Source organism: Rathayibacter sp. PhB1, from assembly GCF_004362935.1.
In the GTDB taxonomy this organism is placed as follows: Bacteria; Actinomycetota; Actinomycetes; order Actinomycetales; family Microbacteriaceae; genus Rathayibacter; species Rathayibacter festucae.
This window is the reverse complement of the sequence record NZ_SNYD01000001.1, coordinates 283949-300311: the sequence shown is the minus strand read 5'-3', so window position 1 is coordinate 300311 and position 16363 is coordinate 283949. Positions and strand designations below refer to the sequence as shown.

Here is a 16363-nt window from a genome sequence, read left to right as displayed (position 1 = left end):
AAGACGAGTCTGCAGACCCGCCCATGCTCGCGACGGCGGGTCTCGATACGCCCCTGCGGGGCTACTCGACCAGCATGGAGGGGCCCCTCCGGGGCTACTCGACCAGCATGAAGGGCGGGGCGGCGAGCGACTCGGTGAGGAAGTGCAGGAGCTCGCGCAGGAGCGCCTCCTTGGAGTCGGCGCGGCGGTACTCGTGGCCCTCGCCGTCCAGCTGGAGGTAGCGGACCGGGCGGCCGAGCTCCTCGAGCGCCGCGACGATCTGCCGGGCCTCGCCGATCGGGACGTTGGTGTCGAGCTCGCCGTGCACGACGAGCAGCGGCACGTCGATGGCGGCGGCCGCGTTCAGCGGGGACAGCTCCTCGAGCAGCTCCGCGTCGTGCTCGGGGTGGCCGTACTTGGTGACGGCGGCGGAGGCGATCCACGGCTCGGTGTCGCGGTAGAAGGTCTGCAGGTGCGACATGCCGCAGATGTCGACGCCGGCGGCGAAGACGCCGGGTGAGAAGGCGAGCGACGCGAGGGTCAGGTAGCCGCCGTAGGAGCGGCCGGTGACGGCGATCCGTGCCGGGTCGGCGATCCCGGCGTCGACGAGGTGCGCGGCAGCGGCGAGGACGTCGTCGAAGGCGCCGCGGCGCTTCTCCACGTCGTCGGCGTGCACGAAGTCGCGGCCGAAGCCCGAGGAGCCGCGCACGTTCGGCGCGAAGACGGTGATCCCGGCGGCGGCGACCGCCTGGTGCTGGGCGGAGAAAGTGGGCCGCTCCTGCGACTCCGGACCGCCGTGCAGGCTGAGCATCGCCGCGCGCGCCCCCGTCGCCCCGGGCGCGCGGTAGAGCCAGCCGGAGAGCGCGAGGCCGTCGCGGCCCGTGAAGCGCTCGAGGGTCGGCACGATCAGCGGCGGCGCATCGAGCGTCGGCACCCCGGTGATCCGGGACCACTCGTGGGTCGCCGTGTCCAGCCGCCACAGCTCGCGGGGGCGCTCCGGGCCCTCCACGCCGAGGATCACGGCACCGCCGTCGCGGGAGAGCACCGGCGTCGTCGCCACCAGTCCCGGCAGCCCGGCGACCGGGACCCGCTCGCCGGTGGTGGTGTCCAGCAGCTCGATCTCGCTCGAGCCGGCGACGTTCCAGACCAGCATCAGCATCCGTCCGGCGTCGTCGGCGTCCAGGCCCTCGAGCTCGGCGTCGTCGCGGGCCGCGAGGCGGCGGATCCGGCCGCGCCAGCCGTCCGGGCCGAGCGGCATCGCGACCAGCTGGCGCCGCGGCAGGTCGACGTCGGTCGCGAGGTAGGCGACCATCGGGCTCTCGGTGTCGTGCAGCGGCGACGGGCGCAGCAGCGCGACGTCCGTGGATCCGGTGCCGGAGTCGGGCAGGAGCGCGTGGTTCTCGTTGGTCAGCCGGTCGACGACCACGCAGTACTGCTGGCCGCGCTGGCCGTCGCGGACCACGACGAGGCGCTCCTCCACCGAGAGGTCGAGCACCGAGATCAAGTCGCCGTCGACGAGCGGCTTCCGCTCGCCCGTCACCGGGTCGACCAGGAAGGAGCGGGTCGGCTGCTCCGGCTCGGCCGACGGGATCGTGACGACGACGTGGTGGCCGCTGCGCGTCCACGGGCCGAGCTCGGCGTGGGCGTCGCGGGAGCCGGCGATGCGGCGGGCGTCCGAGCCGTCGGGGCGGACCACCCAGACCTGGCTGCGCACCCCGCCGTCGGTCGCGACGAGGCAGGCCAGCCAGGCGGAGTCGGCGGACCAGGAGACCTCGAGCACCGGATCCTCGGTGAGGGCGATGCGGCGCGCCTCGCTCGGCTCGGCTCCGACGACGACGTCCTGCACCCAGACCTCCGGCGACCCGCCGCGGTCACTGAGGAAGGCGACGCGGGCGGCGTCCGGGGTCATCGTCGGACCCCAGCTGCCCCAGGCGTGCACGAGTCCGAGCGCGAGCTCCTCGGCGGCGGCCACGCGGTCGGCCTGCGGCGAAACGATGAGAGGAGGCGTCATGCCTCCATCCTCCGGCACCGCTCAGCCGACGCCGTGCTCCTGGAGCCACATCTCGAGCAGGGCGAGCTGCCAGAGCTCGTTCGAGCCCAGGCGGGTGCGGGTCGCGTTCGGGTCGGCCAGCAGCGCGTCGACTGTCGCGGGATCGAAGACGCCGCGGCGCCGCGCGGCCGGGTCGGTCAGCGCCGCCCGCACCCGTTCCAGGTAGGGCCCCTCCAGCTGGCGGATCGCCGGCACCGGGAACGAGCCCTTGGTGCGGTCGATCACCTCGTCCGGGACGATGCCGCGGACGGCCCGCTTGAGGATCCCCTTGCCGCCGTCGGCGAGCTTGAGCTCCGGCGGGATCGTGCCGACGAGCTCGACGAACTCGTGGTCGAGGAACGGCACGCGCGCCTCCAGGCCCCAGGCCATGGTCATGTTGTCGACCCGCTTCACCGGGTCGTCGACGAGCATGACCGCGGTGTCGTTGCGCAGCGCCGCGTCCACGGCGGTGTCGGCGCCGGGGCGGGCGAAGCGCTCGGCGAGGAAGGCGGTCGCGGCATCGGGGTCCCCGCGCCAGGCGGGGGCCAGCAGCGCCTGCAGCGCGGAGAAGGGGCGATCGACGAAGACGTCCGCGTAGGCCTCGACGGCGCGCTCGCGCGGTACCCGCGCCAGGGGCGGGTACCAGTCGTAGCCGCCGAGCACCTCGTCGGCGCCCTGACCCGACTGCACGACCTTCACGTGCTGCGAGACGTCCTCGCTGAGCAGGTGGAAGGCGACGGCGTCGTGCGAGACCATCGGCTCGCTCATCGCGCCGACCGCGGCGTCGATCCCGGGCAGCAGGCGCGCGGAGTCGATCGGCAGGCGGTGGTGGTCGGTGCCGAAGTGCTCCGCGACCAGGCTCGAGTACTCGAACTCGTCGCCGGACTCGCCGCCCGCCGCGTCGAAGCCGATCGAGAAGGTCTGCAGCCCGGTCTGGCCGGCCTCGGCGAGCAGCGCCACGATCAGGCTGGAGTCGATGCCGCCGGAGAGCAGCACGCCGACCGGCACGTCCGCGACCATGCGGCGCGAGACGGCGGTGCGGAACGACGCGAGCAGCGCCTCCTGCCAGTCGCGCTCGGTCCAGGCGGCGCGGTCGGGATCGCGGGTGAAGACCGGCTCCCAGTAGACGCGCTCGCGGCTCGTGCCGTCGGGCTCGATCACGCGGACGGTCGCCGGCGGCAGCTTGGTGACGCCGGCGAGGATCGTGCGCGGCGCGGGCACCACCGAGTGGAAGCTCAGGTAGAGCATCAGCGCCGTGCGGTCGATCGAGGTGTCCACGCCGCCGGCCGCGAGCAGGGACTGGACGGTCGAGGCGAAGCGGATCCGCTCGCGGGTCTCGTCGAGGTAGAGCGGCTTGATGCCCAGGCGGTCGCGCGCCAGCACCACGCGGCCGGACTCGCACTCGACGATCGCGAAGGCGAACATGCCGAGCAGGTGGTCGACGCAGTCCTCGCCCCACTGGGCGTAGGCCTTGCCGATCACCTCGGTGTCGGAGTGCGAGAAGAAGCGGTGCCCCTTCCCCTCCAGCTCGGCGCGCAGCTCCCGGTGGTTGTAGATGCAGCCGTTGAAGACGATCGTCAGGCCGAGCGCGGCGTCGACCATCGGCTGCGCGCCGGCCGCGGAGAGGTCGATGATCGCCAGCCGCCGGTGCCCGAGCGCCACGCGGCCCGCCGCCCAGAGGCCGTCGCCGTCCGGGCCGCGGTGCACGAGGCAGCCGGTCATCCGGTCGACGGCGCCGATGTCGGCGCGCGCGCCGTCGAACCGGATCTCGCCCGCGATGCCGCACATCTCAGCCTCCGACGATCCAGGTGTCCTTCGCGCCGCCGCCGCGCGAGGAGTTGACGATCATGCTGCCCTCCGCCGCGACGCGGGTGAGCGCGAGGTCGGCGAGGCGGACGTCGCCGGGTCCGGTGCCGGTGACGAAGACGAAGGCGCGGAGGTCGATGTGCCGCGGCTGCAGGTCGGTGCCCGAGAACGCGGGCAGCGAGGAGAGCCGGACCACCTCCTGGGCGACCCAGGCGCCCGGGTCCGCCGCGATCTCGGCGCGCCGCTCGGCGACCCGCGCCGCGGGGGCCGACGGGCCGATCATCACGCCGCGGCCGCCGTAGCCGTCGACCGGCTTGGTGACCAGCTCGCCGACCCGCTCGAGCACGATCCGGCGCTCGGCCTCGTCCTCGGGGCGGTAGGTCGGCACGGACTCGAGCAGCGGGCGCTCGTCGAGGTAGTAGCCGATCAGCTCGGGGACCGCGCAGTAGAGGGCCTTGTCATCCGCGACGCCGTTGCCGGGCGCGTTCGCCAGGTACACGTCGCCGGCCGCCGCGACCTCGAGGATCTCCCGGCCGATCGCGCGGTCGCCGGCGAAGAGGTCGGCCAGCTCGACGTCGAGCCGCAGGTAGAGCGCGTCGACGACCGTGCCGCCGGCCAGGACGCGGCCGCCCTCGACCGTGAGGTCGCCGGCCTCGAGCAGCAGGAGCCCGGCGCCCTCGGCGAGGCGGCGGTGCTCGAACCAGGCCGAGCTCGACGCTCCGCTGGAGAGCAGCCCGAGCACCGGGTCGGCGCGCTTCGTCCCGTGGGCGAGCGTCGCGCGCAGTCCGGCGAGCGCCGTCGACGCGTCGAGCAGGCCCGCGGGTCGCGGCAGATCGGGCAGCACGTCGTCGAGCAGCGCGCGGATGCCCAGGGCGTAGGCGAGGCCGCTGGGGTTCCGGAGGTTGTCCTCCAGCACCCGCCAGCCGCCGAACTCGTTGCGGACCAGGTCGAAGCCCATCACGGCGCCACGGACGGTGCCGGCGGGCAGCCGCGCGGCGTCCTCGCTCCAGCCCGGGGCGCCGCGCAGATCACGGACCACGCCGGCCCGCACCGCCCGGCCCTCGCCGTAGACGTCCTGCAGGAAGCACTCGAGGGCGCGGGCGCGCTGCTCGAGCCCCGCGGCGAGCTCGCTCCACTCGTGGGCCTGGAGCACGCGCGGGACGAGGTCGACCGGGAACGGCCGGTCCTCCTCGCCGACGCGGAAGGTGAGCCCGGCCTGCTCGACGAGCCGGTCGCGCGACTCGTGCAGGGTCTCGAGCCGCTCGGGGCCGAGCCCGCGGAAGTGCTCGAGGATCGGCTGGTAGGCGCTCTTCGCGCGGCCGCCGGTGGCGACGGCCTCGTCACCGGCGCGGACGCGGTAGGTGCGCAGGCTCGGGGCGGGCAGGATCGGGCCGCTCGCCGGGCCGTGCGTCTCGGCGACGACGGCGTCGACCACGGCATCGAGGGTGCCGCGCTCGGCGAGGACGGCGCGCTGGCGGTCTGCGGAATTGCCGCGCGCGATCAGCGCCTCGGCGAGGGCGCGCACCTGCTCCAGGTCGCCGAGCTCGTCCAGTGCAGGCTGGAGGCGCGCGATCAGGCTGCGCAGCGCCTCGGCGGCGGGGACGGGGCGGGGGTGCTCGGTGTGGTCGAGCAGCGGCCCCGAGAGACCGCCGCGGGCGGCCTGCCAGGTGGCGGCGCGCTGGATCGGCGGCGGCGTGTGCCGGAACGGGCGGCCCGCCTCGATGTCGAGCTCGGCGGTGCGGACGAGGCCGCGGAAGAGCCCGGCGATCAGCACCGCGTCGTCGACGATCGGCATCGCGTCGCAGACCCGCAGCTCCAGGGTCGGCGCGTGCGAGGAGGGGCGGACGTCGAAGTAGGCCATCTTCGAGTCGGCGATGACCCCGGTGGCGATCAGGTCGTCGAGGAGGCGGTCGTACTCGGCCGCGGACTCCAGCGGTCCGGTCGCGCCGGCGCTCGGCCAGCGCTGCCAGATGATCGTGCGGATGCTGGCGTAGCCGGTGTCCTGGCCGTTCCAGTAGGGGCTGCTCGCGCTGGCGGAGAGCAGCACCGGCAGGTCGCGGGCGATCCGCTGGGCGATCTGCACGGCGAGCTCGCGGTCGGAGACGCCGACGTGGATCTGGGTGCCGCAGATCAGCTGCTCGTCCACGAGCATCCGGTACTGCTCCTGCATGCGGCCGTAGCGTCCGGTGCTGGTGAGCTCGAAGTCGGTCTGCTCGGAGCGGGGCGCGGTGCCGACCGCGGCGATGCCGATGCCGTCGGGTGCCGCGGCGTCGATCACCGCGCGCCGGAGCGAGATCAGCTGCTCCCGGAGCCCGTCGAGCGAGTCGACCACCGCGGTGTTCGTCTCGACCGTGGTCCGCTGCAGCTCGGCCGAGAAGCTCTCCTTGGGCAGCCGGGCGAGCACCTGGGGGGCGTGGGGGGAGAGCTGCCTCGACTCGAGATCGATGAGGTGGAGCTCCTCCTCCGCACCGAGGGTCAGTTCTGCGCGCATGCGCTCACCGTACGACCCTCATGTTTCGGGCGGCTACCGGGTCGCCCGCGAGCGGCGCGGAGGACGGTGGATCAGCGGGCGGTGCGCGCGCGGATCTCGAGGTCGATCTGGGAGGCGTCGAGGGCGGCGAGCACCGAGGCGAGGACGTCGGCGTCGAAGGTGCCGTTGTCGCGGGCGTCGAGGAGGTCGGAGCGCTGGGCCGCGATCACGGCGAGCCGGTGCCGCTGGGCCTGGAGGAACGCCTCGGTCCGCGGCGCGTCCGGGGCGGGCGGCGGCTCCTGGACGGCCTCGGCGCTGGTGCGCAGCAGGGCGAAGACGCGGGTGCGCTCCTCCTCCCGGGCCCTCTCCTCGGCCGCCTCGTCGACGTCCGGGGCGATGGCGCGCAGCAGCGGCCCGACCGTGCCGCCCTGCAGCAGCAGCGACAGTGCGGCCACCGCGAAGGCGATCAGCACGAGGACCGAGCGCTGCGGGGTGTCCTCGGGCAGGGTCTGCGCGGCGGCGACCGTGACGGCGCCGCGCATCCCGGCCCAGACCACGGCCGTGCCCTCGCGCCAGCCGAGCGGCGCGCGGACGAAGTACTCCATGTCGGCGAGCATCCGGGTCAGCCGGGTGGCGAAGCGCTCGAGATCGCGGGCGGTCGGTGACCGGCGGCCGCGGCTGATCCGCTTCAGGCTCTCCTCGCGGCCCTCCTCGGTGCCCATCTGCTCCTGCAGGCCCTCGACGCGCGGGCGCATCCGCTCGCGCAGCCGGCCGCGGCTCCTCAGCACGCCGAGCAGCGGGGCGACGTAGGCCGCCCGCACCAGGATCGTCAGCAGGAGCGCGCCCACCGCGATCAGCACGGCCGGGCCGACGCCGGCGTGGTCCTCCTCGACGCTCGTCACGATCGCCCGGACCTGCAGGCCCATCGTGAGGAACACCGTGCCCTCGAGCACCAGCTCGACCGTCCGCCAGTTCTGCGAGTCGGACAGGCGGTTCTGCGGCGAGAGCTCGCGCGGCGCGCGGATGCCCGTGACGACGCCGGCGACGACCGCCGCGACCAGTCCCGAGGCGCCGAGGAGCTCGGCCGGGACGGAGGCGAGGAAGGGCACGGTGAAGGACAGGATCGTGTTGACCGTCGGGTCCTGCACCCGGCGGCGCACGGCCAGGTTCAGCCAGCCGACCAGACCGCCGACGATCCCCGCGATCAGCACGGAGTAGCCGAACGAGCCCAGCGCGCCCCAGAAGGAGAAGCTCGCCGCGGCTGCCGCGATCGCGGTGCGCAGCAGCACCAGGGCCGTCGCGTCGTTGAGCAGGCTCTCGCCGTCGAGCATCGCGACGACCCGGCGCGAGACGGAGGTGCCCTTGACGATCGAGGTCGCCACCGCGTCCGTGGGGCTGACGATCGCGCCGAGCGCGACGCCCCAGGCGAAGCCGAGATCCGGCAGGACCAGCTGGAAGAACAGGCCGAGCACGAGCGAGGTGCCGACGACCAGCAGCACCGAGAGTCCGCTGATCGCACCGAACTCGCGGCGGAAGTTCATCGCCGGCATCGACACCGCGGACGAGTAGAGCAGCGGCGGGAGCACCCCGGCCAGGATCCACTCCGGCTCGATCTCGATCGGGCCGACGACGGGCAGGAAGCTCGCGGCCACGCCGATCCCGACCAGCACGAGCGGCGAGGCGACGCCGAGGCGCGGGCCGACGACGGCGGCGCCGGCGATCACGACCAGCGCGAGGACCAGCACCACCAGGAGCGGGGTCACGCGTGCCCGGCGGCGTCGGAGGCGGGTCCGACCGCGCCGCGGCGGACGTCCTCGAAGAAGTCGGGGCGGAGCACCCGCTTCTCGATCTCGAACGCGCCGCTGCTCCAGCCGTCGCCGAGGGGGTGCCCGGGGTCCAGCAGCACGTGGCCCGGGGTGGCGCCACGACCGAGGGCGGCGGCGATCGACCGGTCGGGGTCGTAGAGCGCGTGCTCGACGAGCGGGGCGAACACCTCGTGGGCGGCGAAGTCGGCGGGGGCGCCGAGGAAGACGGGCATCAGCTCCTCGCCCTCGCGCAGGCCGTTCGGCCACCAGCGGAAGCGCTCGACCAGCTCGTGGCAGGAGATGCAGGACGGCGAGAAGAAGACGAGGTGCGTCGGCGGGTCCGCCCACTCGGCGAGGGCGATCGGCTCGCCGGCGGCGGTGAGGAAGGCGAGGTCGCCGAGGTCGCTCGGGGACACGGGTGCCGGCGCGGGCGTCGAGGCGGCGGGTGCTCGCGCGGCGAGCCGGTCGCGCACCGGGACGAGCGCGAGCGCGAGCAGCACGGCGATCAGCGCCGGGACCCCGGGGACGAGCAGCTCCGCCGGTGCCGTGGCCCCGACGAGCCCGGCGAGCGCCAGCGCGAGCAGGACGGCGTTCCGCGCGACCGTGCGGCCGGTCATCCTGGCGTCGCCGAGGCCGCCGAAGCACTCGCACTCGACCGGCTCCGGGGCTCGGACCGCCCGGATCGCGACGACGAGGAAGACGACGTCGACCGCGACCGCGCCGAGCAGCGCGCCGCGGTGCAGCGGTGACGGGGCGAGCAGGATCGCCAGGCCGAGCGCGATCTCGACGACGGGGAAGGCGCGGGCGAAGAGCCGGCCCGCGGAGAGGCGGGCGGGCAGACCGAGCGCGGCGAGGCTCGCACGGAACCGCTCCGTCCGCCCGAGCTTCAGCACGCCGCTGACGACGAGGACGGCACCGGCGGCGGCGCCGGCGACCGCGAGCAGGACCTCGAGCGCTGACGCGAGCATCCGTGTCCCTCCCCGCACCCGACGGTGCCCCCGCAGAGCACGCTACCGGGCGGAGGGCGCCGTCAGGAGTCGGGGCCGATCACGAGCCGGGGCCGATCAGGAGTCGAAGCCCAGCCCGAGCGCGTCGAGGGTCCGCAGCAGCGGGTTCCGCCGGCCGCTGTCGTGGTCGGCGCGGTCGAGAGACCAGCGCGTGGCCTGGATGCCGGCAGTCGCGAACGGCTCGGGCGGGAACGGCAGCGGGCGCCTGCGGACCATCTCCAGCTCGGTCCGCTCGGTCGGCTCGCCGGCCAGGAGGTCGAGGAGCACGTCGGCCGCGAAGGCGGTCGTCCCGACGCCGAGGCCGGTGTAGCCCGCGGCGTAGGCGACGCGACCGGCGAGCGCGGTGCCGTAGAAGGCGGCGAAGCGGGTGCTGGTGTCGATCACCCCGGCCCAGCGGTGACTGAAGCGCAGGCCCTCGAGCTGCGGGAAGGTGGTCAGGAAGTGCGCGGCGAGGGCGCGGTCGGTCTCCGGGCGGTCCTCGTAGGCCGCGCGGATCCGGCCGCCCGGGTGGTAGACGGCGTCGTAGCCGCCCCAGAGGATGCGGTCGTCGGCGGTGCGGCGGTAGTAGTGGAACTGGTTGGCGACGTCGCTGAGGCCCTCGCGGCCGGTCCAGCCGATCGAGGCCAGCTGGTCGGCGTCGAGCGGCTCGGTCATCAGGACGTGGTCGTAGACCGGGACGGTCATCAGCCGGGTGCGCGCGAGCAGCGAGGGGAAGGCGCTGGTGCCGAGGATCGCCTGATCCGCCGCCACGGAGCCGCCCGCGGTGCGGACGAGCACGCCGGCGCCGTCGCGCTCGAGGCCGACCACGCGGCTGTCCTCGTGGATCTCGACGCCGAGCTCCTCGGCGACCCGCGCGAGCTCGCGGACGAGCTTGCCGGGGTGCACCAGGGCGCACTGCTCGGCGGGCGCGGCCAGGCCGGCCAGGAAGGTCGGCGAGTCGACCAGGGCGCGGACCTCGGCGGTGTCGAGGAAGCGGCCGCCCGCGACGCCGTCGCCGTCCGCGAGCGGGCCGACCTGGTACTCCTCCACCGCCACGGCGAGCGAGCCGGTGCGCTCGAAGTCGCAGTCCATGCCGTAGCGGGCGACGGTCGCCTCGATGTCGTCGAGGTTCCGCACGCCCAGCTCCTCGAGGCGGGCGGCCTCGGCGGGCCAGCGCGCGAGGCCGTTCTCGCGGCCGTGCGTGAGGCTCGACTCGACGAAGCCGCCGTTGCGACCGGAGGCGGCCCAGCCGAGCGAGCGGGCCTCGAGCAGCACCACGCGGCGGCTCGGGTCGCGCTCCTTCGCGCGCAGGGCGCTCCACAGGCCGGTGTAGCCGCCGCCGACGACCACCAGGTCGGCGCGGACGGCGCCGGCGAGGGCCGGGCGCGGGGCGTCAGGGTCCTCGAGCCAGAACACCCCGCGCCGCGTGCCGGCCAGGGCGGCGTCGACGACGGCGGGATCGGGGGCGGATCGTTCGAAAACCGTGCTCGTGAGGGCCATAGTGCCTCCATTACGTCAGTTTCTTCGCCGTTTCGCAACCGGATCCGTCGTTCCGGCGCGGGACTCCCGGGCAGGTCGTCCGCCGCGGTCGTACACTGCGAGGGAAATCGGAGGGGACATGCGAGGACGCCGACCGCGCGACGGGGGACGCGACTCGGTGGCGACCCCTGCGGCCGCGGCTCCGCCGGCCGCCTCTCCCCCGGTCGCGACTTCCTCCGACGCCGTCGGCGACGAGCCGCACGACGTCTCCCCCGGCATGCGCATCGCCGCCGCCTGGGGCTGGCGGGTGCTGACCGTCGCGGCGCTGCTCTGGCTGGTCGTGAAGCTGGTCGCGCTGGTGCCGGTCGTCGTGGTGCCGGTGCTGATCGCGATCCTGGTCACCGCGCTGCTCACTCCGCTCCGCGACCGGCTCGAGCGCTGGCGGCTGCCGCGCCCGCTGGCCGTGCTCGTCTCGATCCTCGCGCTCCTGCTCGCGCTGGTCGGCCTGATCGGGCTCGTCGTCGTCCAGTCGCGCGCTGGCTTCGGCGGCGTCGGGCAGCGGGCGCTCGACGCGGTCGACGACGTGGAGGCCTGGCTGCAGGGCCCGCCGCTCGGCTTCTCCGACGTGCAGCTCGGCGACTGGGCGCAGAAGGCGATCGACTGGGCCGACACCCAGGCGTCGACCATCGCCTCCGGGGCCCTCGCCGTCGGCTCGCAGGTGGCCGAGGTGTTCGCGGGCGCGCTGCTCACCCTGTTCTCGCTGATCTTCCTGCTGCTGGACGGCCGGCGGATCTGGACCTGGTTCCTCCGCCTGATGCCGCGCGCCGCGCGCCTGCCGCTGGAGACGGGGGCTGCGGCCGGCTGGCGGACGCTCAGCCAGTTCGTCCGGGCGCAGCTCGGAGTCGCGGCGATCAACGCGATCGGCATCGGGATCGGCGCGCTCGCTCTGCAGCTGCCGCTGGTCGTGCCGATCGCGATCGTGGTGTTCCTCGGCTCCTTCGTGCCGTTCCTCGGCGCGATCGTGACAGGGGCGCTCGCCGCGGTCGTCGCGCTGCTGTTCAGCGGACCGGTGGCGGCGCTGATCATGATCGGCGTCGTCGTCGTCGTGCACCTGCTCGAGGGGCACGTGCTGCAGCCGCTGATCCTCGGCTCGGCCGTGAAGGTGCATCCGCTCGCCGTCGTGCTGGGCGTCGCGACCGGGCTCGAGGTGGCGGGGCTGGCTGGCGCGCTGTTCGCGGTGCCGGTGATCGCGACGCTGAACTCGGCGATCACGGCGATGCGGCACGATCCGGAGCAGGTCGACTCCGTGCCCCGCGATCCGGGGCGCTCCGCGTGAGCCGGCACCCCTTCGACCCGGCGGGCGTCCCCGGGTCGGCGGTCCTGCCCGCGCTCGCCTGCCCGGTCTGCGGGGCGCCGCTGGCCCCGGACGCGCTGCCGCGGCCGACCCTGCTGCGCTGCCCGGTCGGACACAGCGCGGATCTGGCGCGCCAGGGCTACGTCTCGCTGCTGCGCGGCCGGCACGCCACCTCGGGCGACACCGCGGCGATGGTGCAGGCGCGCGAGGAGCTCCTGGGGTCCGGGCACTACCGGCCGATCCAGGACGCGGTCGCCACCGCGGTGCCGGCGGACGCGCGGCTCGTCGTGGACCTCGGCTGCGGGACCGGCGCGTACCTCGCGGCGGTGCTCGAGGCTCGGCCGGAGGCGAGCGGGCTGGGGCTGGACCTGTCGGCGGCGGCGGCGCGCCGGGCCGCCCGGGCGCATCCGCGAGCCGCGGTGGCCACGGCGGACCTGTGGCAGCCGCTGCCGCTCGCCGACGGCTGCGCGGACGCGCTGCTGACCGTCTTCGCGCCGCGGAACGCGCCGGAGATGCGGCGGGTGCTGCGGGCGGGCGGCGTCGCGATCGTCGTGACACCGCGCGAGCGGCACCTCGGCGAGATCCGCCCGGTGTTCGGGATGCTCGGCATCGACGCGGGCAAGGCGGAGCGGCTCGACGAGCAGCTGCAGGGCTTCGAGCGGGTCGCGCGCGAGGAGCTGGACTACGCGGTCGCGATGACACCGGACGAGCTGCGGGCCGAAGTGCTGATGGGGCCGAGCGCGCACCACGTGGACGCCGCGGCGGTCGACGCCCTGCTGGCGGGCCGCGAGGAGACGACGACGGTGACGGTCGCGGTGACCGTGTCGGTGTACCGCGCGGGCTAGGCGGAGCGGCGCGGGGGCGCTGGTCGTCTCACGACCCGCACCTCCTCACGTCGGTGGATCTCCTCGGAAGAGACGCCCGCGAGCATGCTGGTCGAGTAGCCCCGCAGGGGCGCATCGAGACCCACCGTCATCAGCAAGGCCGGTCTGCAGGCTCGTCCTTCTGACGCGAGTGGGTCTCGATACGCGCGCTGCGCGCACTACTCGACCAGCAAGAGAGGCGACACAAGCCGGTCGAGCACCCCGCAGGGCGGCCGTTCATGCTGGTCGAGGAGCCGCCTCCGGCGGCCCTCGCATGCTGGTCGAGTAGCCGCCTTCGGCGGCGTATCGAGACCCACCATCACCGAGAGATCCGGGAGCGAGCCTCCTCCACACTCGTCGATCCGACGGTGTTGTCCCCGATCAGCCCATGGTTCCGTCTCCGGTGTCGGTGGATCCTGCTTCAATACGCGTATGTCAGAAGATGAGAATGCAGCGGCACTCGCGGAGGCGCGCGACTGCTTCGACGACTCCGCCGCCGCCGAGCGCGCCGCGTCCCCGACGCGCCTGAGGGCCGCGGAACGGATGCACCGCGGCTACCGAATCGCGCTCAGCGTCCCGGAGGCGTTCGCCCGCGGAGCGTCCCGCAGCGAGACCCGCGACCTCGTCGAGCGCTCCATCCGAGCCGACCTGGCGACCACGATCGGCGTCTCCGAGCGGGAGGTCTCCCGCCGCCTCGAGACCGCGCAGACGCTGATGGAGCACCTGCCCCTCACGCGCGCGCTGCTGCGCGACGGTCGGATCCTGTGGGATGCGGGCGAAGCCATCTGCAGGACGGCCAGCAGTCTCCCGGAGGCCTCCCGCGAGGCACTCGACGAACGCGCCGCTGACGCCGCCCTCACGATGACGACGACGCAGCTGCGCCGAGCGCTCGGCCGCTGGCGAGAGGAGCTGCACGAGCAGCCCCTCGCCGAGCGCCACGCCCGCGCCAAGGAGGACCGCGCCGTCTGGGTCACACCGGACGTCGACGGGATGGCCACGCTGTGCGTCCACGCTCCCGCGCCCGCCGTCTCCGGCGCCTACGACCGACTCCGCCGCATCGCCCGCATCCTCCGCGACGAAGGCGACCCGCGCACACTCCAGCAGCTCAGCGCCGACGCCGCGGTCGATCTGCTCTGCGACGGCGACATCGCCGGAACGACGCCGAACGACGAGCATCGGCCCGACCCGACCTTCGTCCCCGGCGTCCGCGCCGAGGTGCGGCTGACGCTCGCGGCGTCCACGGCCGTGGGCCTCGACGACGCACCCGCGGACCTCGACGGCTACGGCCCCGTCCCCGCCGACGTCGCCCGCGAGCTGATTCGTACTGCAGCGTCCTTCGCCCGGGTCCTCACCGATCCGCACACCGGCGCCGTCGTCTCCGTCGGCCGCACCCAGCGCCTCCCGCCCGCACGGATGCGCCTGCACCTGCAGCTTCGCGATCAGACCTGCCGCTTCCCCGGCTGCACCCGCACGGCCTCAACGGCCGAGGCGGACCACACCATCGAGTGGCGCAACGGCGGAGAGACCTCGCTCGAGAACCTCGTCATGCTCTGCACCTCGCACCACCACGTGCGGCACGGCGAGCAGTGGAGCTACGACCGAGTCGATGACCAGGGGACGCTCGAGTGGACGAGCCCGACCGGTCAGCGGATCAGCAACCGGCCACCGCCATTGCCCGGCCGGCCGCCCGAACGGCCGCCGGGGCCCCGCTTCGACACTGTTCCCGCACCGTTCTGACGGTGGGTGGATCTCGATACGCCCGCTCCGCGGGCTACTCGATCAGCATGCAGCGCCTGCATGGCGCATCAGCGTGCAGCGCCTGCAGCGCGCGTCAGCACGCGCCCGCACATGCTGGTCGAGTAGCGCGCAGCGCGTATCGAGACCGGGCCCCGGCAGACCGCGGATCTCGATACGCCCGCGAGGCGGGCTACTCGATCAGCAGTGGGCGCGGGACGTCCCGCTCGATCCGCCGCGGGTCAGTAGCTCTCGCGGTGGCGCTCCTGGTCGACGACGGCGGCGCGGTCCGAGAGGGCGCGCAGGCCCGCGAGGGGCTGGGCCATCCGGTGGTTGCCGCGGAGGACGGGCTCGGTGCGGTCGAGGAAGGCCCAGTAGCCGGCGGTGACCGGGCAGGCGTTCTCGCCCAGGCGCACCTTCGGGTTGAAGCGGCAACCGCCGCAGTAGTCGGACATCTTGTTGATGTAGGCGCCGCCGGAGGAGTACGGCTTGGTCGCGACGATCCCGCCGTCCGCGTGCTGGGACATGCCGATCACGTTCGCGGGCATCACCCACTCCGTGCCGTCGACGAAGACGTCGACGAACCAGTCGTTCAGCTCGGCCGGGTCCCAGCCGCGCTGCAGGCCCCAGTTGCCCAGCACCATCAGCCGCTGGATGTGGTGCGCCCAGCCGTGGCGGCGCACGTCGTCGAGGGTCTCGTGCAGGCAGTTCGCCTCGATGCCGGCCGGATCGAGGTCGAGCAGCTGCTGCGGCAGCGGGGCCTTCGCGCCGAGCGCGTTGCTGCGCTCGCGGTAGTCCGGACCGAGGTGCCAGTAGAGGTGCCAGACGTAGTCGCGCCAGCCGAGGATCTGCCGGACGAAGCCCTCGACGCTCGCGAGCGGGGCGCCGCCGGAGGCGTGCTCGGCCGCGGCGGCGTCGATCACGGCGCGCGGATCGAGCAGGCCGAGGTTGAGCGGTGCGCTCAGCAGCGAGTGCGCCATCGTCCAGTCGCCGGAGAGCATCGCGTCCTCGTAGGTGCCGAAGTCGCCGAGCCGCGACGAGACGAAGTCGGCGAGCGCCGCCTCCGCCTCCGCAGGCGTCGCCGCGAACCGGCGCGGGCCGTCCTCGCCGACGAGCCGGATCGCGCCCTCGCGCTCCCAGCGGGCGAGATCGGCGCGAACCTCCTCGTCGATGTCGTCCTCCTCCGGCCACCACGGATCGGGCAGGCCTAGCCGCGAGGCGCCCTTGGGCGGCGGGTTGCGGTTGTCGTGGTCGTAGTTCCAGCGGCCGCCCTCCGGCTGGTCGCCGCGCATCAGCACGCCGGTGCGCTCGCGGCTCCAGCGGTAGAAGTCCTCGAGGAGGAGGCGCTTGCCGGACTTCGCGAGCGCCCACTCGCGGAAGTCCTCCTCCTCCGTGACGAAGCCGCGGCTGGGCAGGACGCTCATGCCCAGCCGGCGGGCGAGGCGGCGGCCGCCCCGGGTCGGCGGGTCGATCACCTCGAGGTCGTCGCGGCCCGCGAGCCCCTCGGCGAAGGTCTCGGCGCGGACGTACTCGACGCGGTCGCCGAGCTCGCGGCCGCGGTGGCGCAGGGCCGAGAGCAGCAGCTGCGCCTTCGCGCGGTGCATCGGCCGGCGCCCGAAGGCCGAGCGGGCCTCGACGAGCAGCATCGGGCCGCCGTCGTCGAACAGGGGGCCGAGCTGGCCGATGACGCTCCAGCGGGTGCGTGCAGTCCGTGCAGTCATGCTCGGAGGCTAGGCGGCGGCGGACGGGTCACGACAGGAGTTGCGCTCGGGGCAGGGAACGGCGAAGTGACCGGGACGCCGACGTTCCGCGGACGTGCGCCGGATGTCAAGGTGCGCGGATGTGCAGCCGCGACGGC

10 protein-coding genes are annotated in these 16363 nt (G+C 74.4%); 3 read left to right on the top strand and 7 right to left on the bottom strand.

The genetic code is table 11. The annotated features are described in order from the left end of the window. Nucleotides 1-94 precede the first annotated feature (94 nt). The 6 genes from EDF17_RS01420 to EDF17_RS01395 all read right to left on the bottom strand — a co-directional run bounded on the left by EDF17_RS01420 (nt 95) and on the right by EDF17_RS01395 (nt 10575). On the bottom strand, nt 95-1990 hold the full coding sequence (locus EDF17_RS01420; protein WP_123444840.1) for a S9 family peptidase: 1896 nt from the start codon (nt 1988-1990) through the stop codon (nt 95-97). Nucleotides 1991-2011: 21 nt separating this feature from the next. Next, nucleotides 2012-3796, bottom strand: a complete 1785-nt coding sequence (locus EDF17_RS01415; protein WP_123444839.1) for an N-acetylglutaminylglutamine amidotransferase — start codon at nt 3794-3796, stop codon at nt 2012-2014. A gap of 1 nt (nt 3797) precedes the next feature. After that, the gene (locus EDF17_RS01410) at nt 3798-6305 is read right to left on the bottom strand and encodes a glutamate--cysteine ligase (protein ID WP_123444838.1); all 2508 of its coding nucleotides are present in this window, start codon (nt 6303-6305) and stop codon (nt 3798-3800) included. Nucleotides 6306-6376: 71 nt separating this feature from the next. Then, complete coding sequence (locus EDF17_RS01405) at nt 6377-8047, bottom strand: sodium:proton antiporter (RefSeq protein ID WP_123444837.1); 1671 nt, start codon at nt 8045-8047, stop codon at nt 6377-6379. Further along, a complete protein-coding gene (locus EDF17_RS01400) occupies nt 8044-9057 on the bottom strand; it encodes a MauE/DoxX family redox-associated membrane protein (RefSeq protein ID WP_123444836.1) in 1014 nt (337 codons plus the stop codon). Before EDF17_RS01400 ends, EDF17_RS01405 begins: the two co-directional genes overlap by 4 nt. Nucleotides 9058-9153: 96 nt before the next feature. Further along, nucleotides 9154-10575, bottom strand: a complete 1422-nt coding sequence (locus tag EDF17_RS01395; RefSeq protein WP_123444835.1) for an FAD-binding oxidoreductase — start codon at nt 10573-10575, stop codon at nt 9154-9156. Between the two features lie 118 nt (nt 10576-10693). Between EDF17_RS01395 and EDF17_RS01390 the strand changes: the two genes are divergently transcribed. From EDF17_RS01390 to EDF17_RS01380, 3 genes are all read left to right on the top strand, one after another. Then, nucleotides 10694-11890: an AI-2E family transporter gene (locus tag EDF17_RS01390; RefSeq protein WP_123444834.1), complete on the top strand. Its 1197-nt coding sequence runs from the start codon at nt 10694-10696 to the stop codon at nt 11888-11890. Continuing rightward, nucleotides 11887-12753, top strand: a complete 867-nt coding sequence (locus EDF17_RS01385) for a methyltransferase domain-containing protein (protein WP_185019937.1) — start codon at nt 11887-11889, stop codon at nt 12751-12753. Before EDF17_RS01390 ends, EDF17_RS01385 begins: the two co-directional genes overlap by 4 nt. Nucleotides 12754-13203: 450 nt before the next feature. Further along, nucleotides 13204-14508 carry an HNH endonuclease signature motif containing protein gene (locus EDF17_RS01380; RefSeq protein WP_123444833.1) on the top strand — a complete coding sequence of 435 codons (1305 nt, stop codon included), beginning with the start codon at nt 13204-13206 and terminating at the stop codon, nt 14506-14508. Between the two features lie 239 nt (nt 14509-14747). Here the strand turns inward: EDF17_RS01380 and EDF17_RS01375 are convergent, their stop codons facing one another. Next, nucleotides 14748-16226 carry a cryptochrome/photolyase family protein gene (locus EDF17_RS01375; RefSeq protein ID WP_123444832.1) on the bottom strand — a complete coding sequence of 493 codons (1479 nt, stop codon included), beginning with the start codon at nt 16224-16226 and terminating at the stop codon, nt 14748-14750. Between the last annotated feature and the right edge of the window lie 137 nt (nt 16227-16363).

What these genes read in the sequence shown, in the direction of transcription:
- EDF17_RS01410 (WP_123444838.1), bottom strand. Translation starts at nt 6,305, where the DNA reads ATGCGCGCAGAACTGACCCTCGGTGCGGAGGAGGAGCTCCACCTCATC.
- EDF17_RS01380 (WP_123444833.1), top strand. Translation starts at nt 13,204, where the DNA reads ATGTCAGAAGATGAGAATGCAGCGGCACTCGCGGAGGCGCGCGACTGC.
- EDF17_RS01400 (WP_123444836.1), bottom strand. Translation starts at nt 9,057, where the DNA reads ATGCTCGCGTCAGCGCTCGAGGTCCTGCTCGCGGTCGCCGGCGCCGCC.
- EDF17_RS01375 (WP_123444832.1), bottom strand. Translation starts at nt 16,226, where the DNA reads ATGACTGCACGGACTGCACGCACCCGCTGGAGCGTCATCGGCCAGCTC.
- EDF17_RS01420 (WP_123444840.1), bottom strand. Translation starts at nt 1,990, where the DNA reads ATGACGCCTCCTCTCATCGTTTCGCCGCAGGCCGACCGCGTGGCCGCC.
- EDF17_RS01415 (WP_123444839.1), bottom strand. Translation starts at nt 3,796, where the DNA reads ATGTGCGGCATCGCGGGCGAGATCCGGTTCGACGGCGCGCGCGCCGAC.
- EDF17_RS01390 (WP_123444834.1), top strand. Translation starts at nt 10,694, where the DNA reads ATGCGAGGACGCCGACCGCGCGACGGGGGACGCGACTCGGTGGCGACC.
- EDF17_RS01395 (WP_123444835.1), bottom strand. Translation starts at nt 10,575, where the DNA reads ATGGCCCTCACGAGCACGGTTTTCGAACGATCCGCCCCCGATCCCGCC.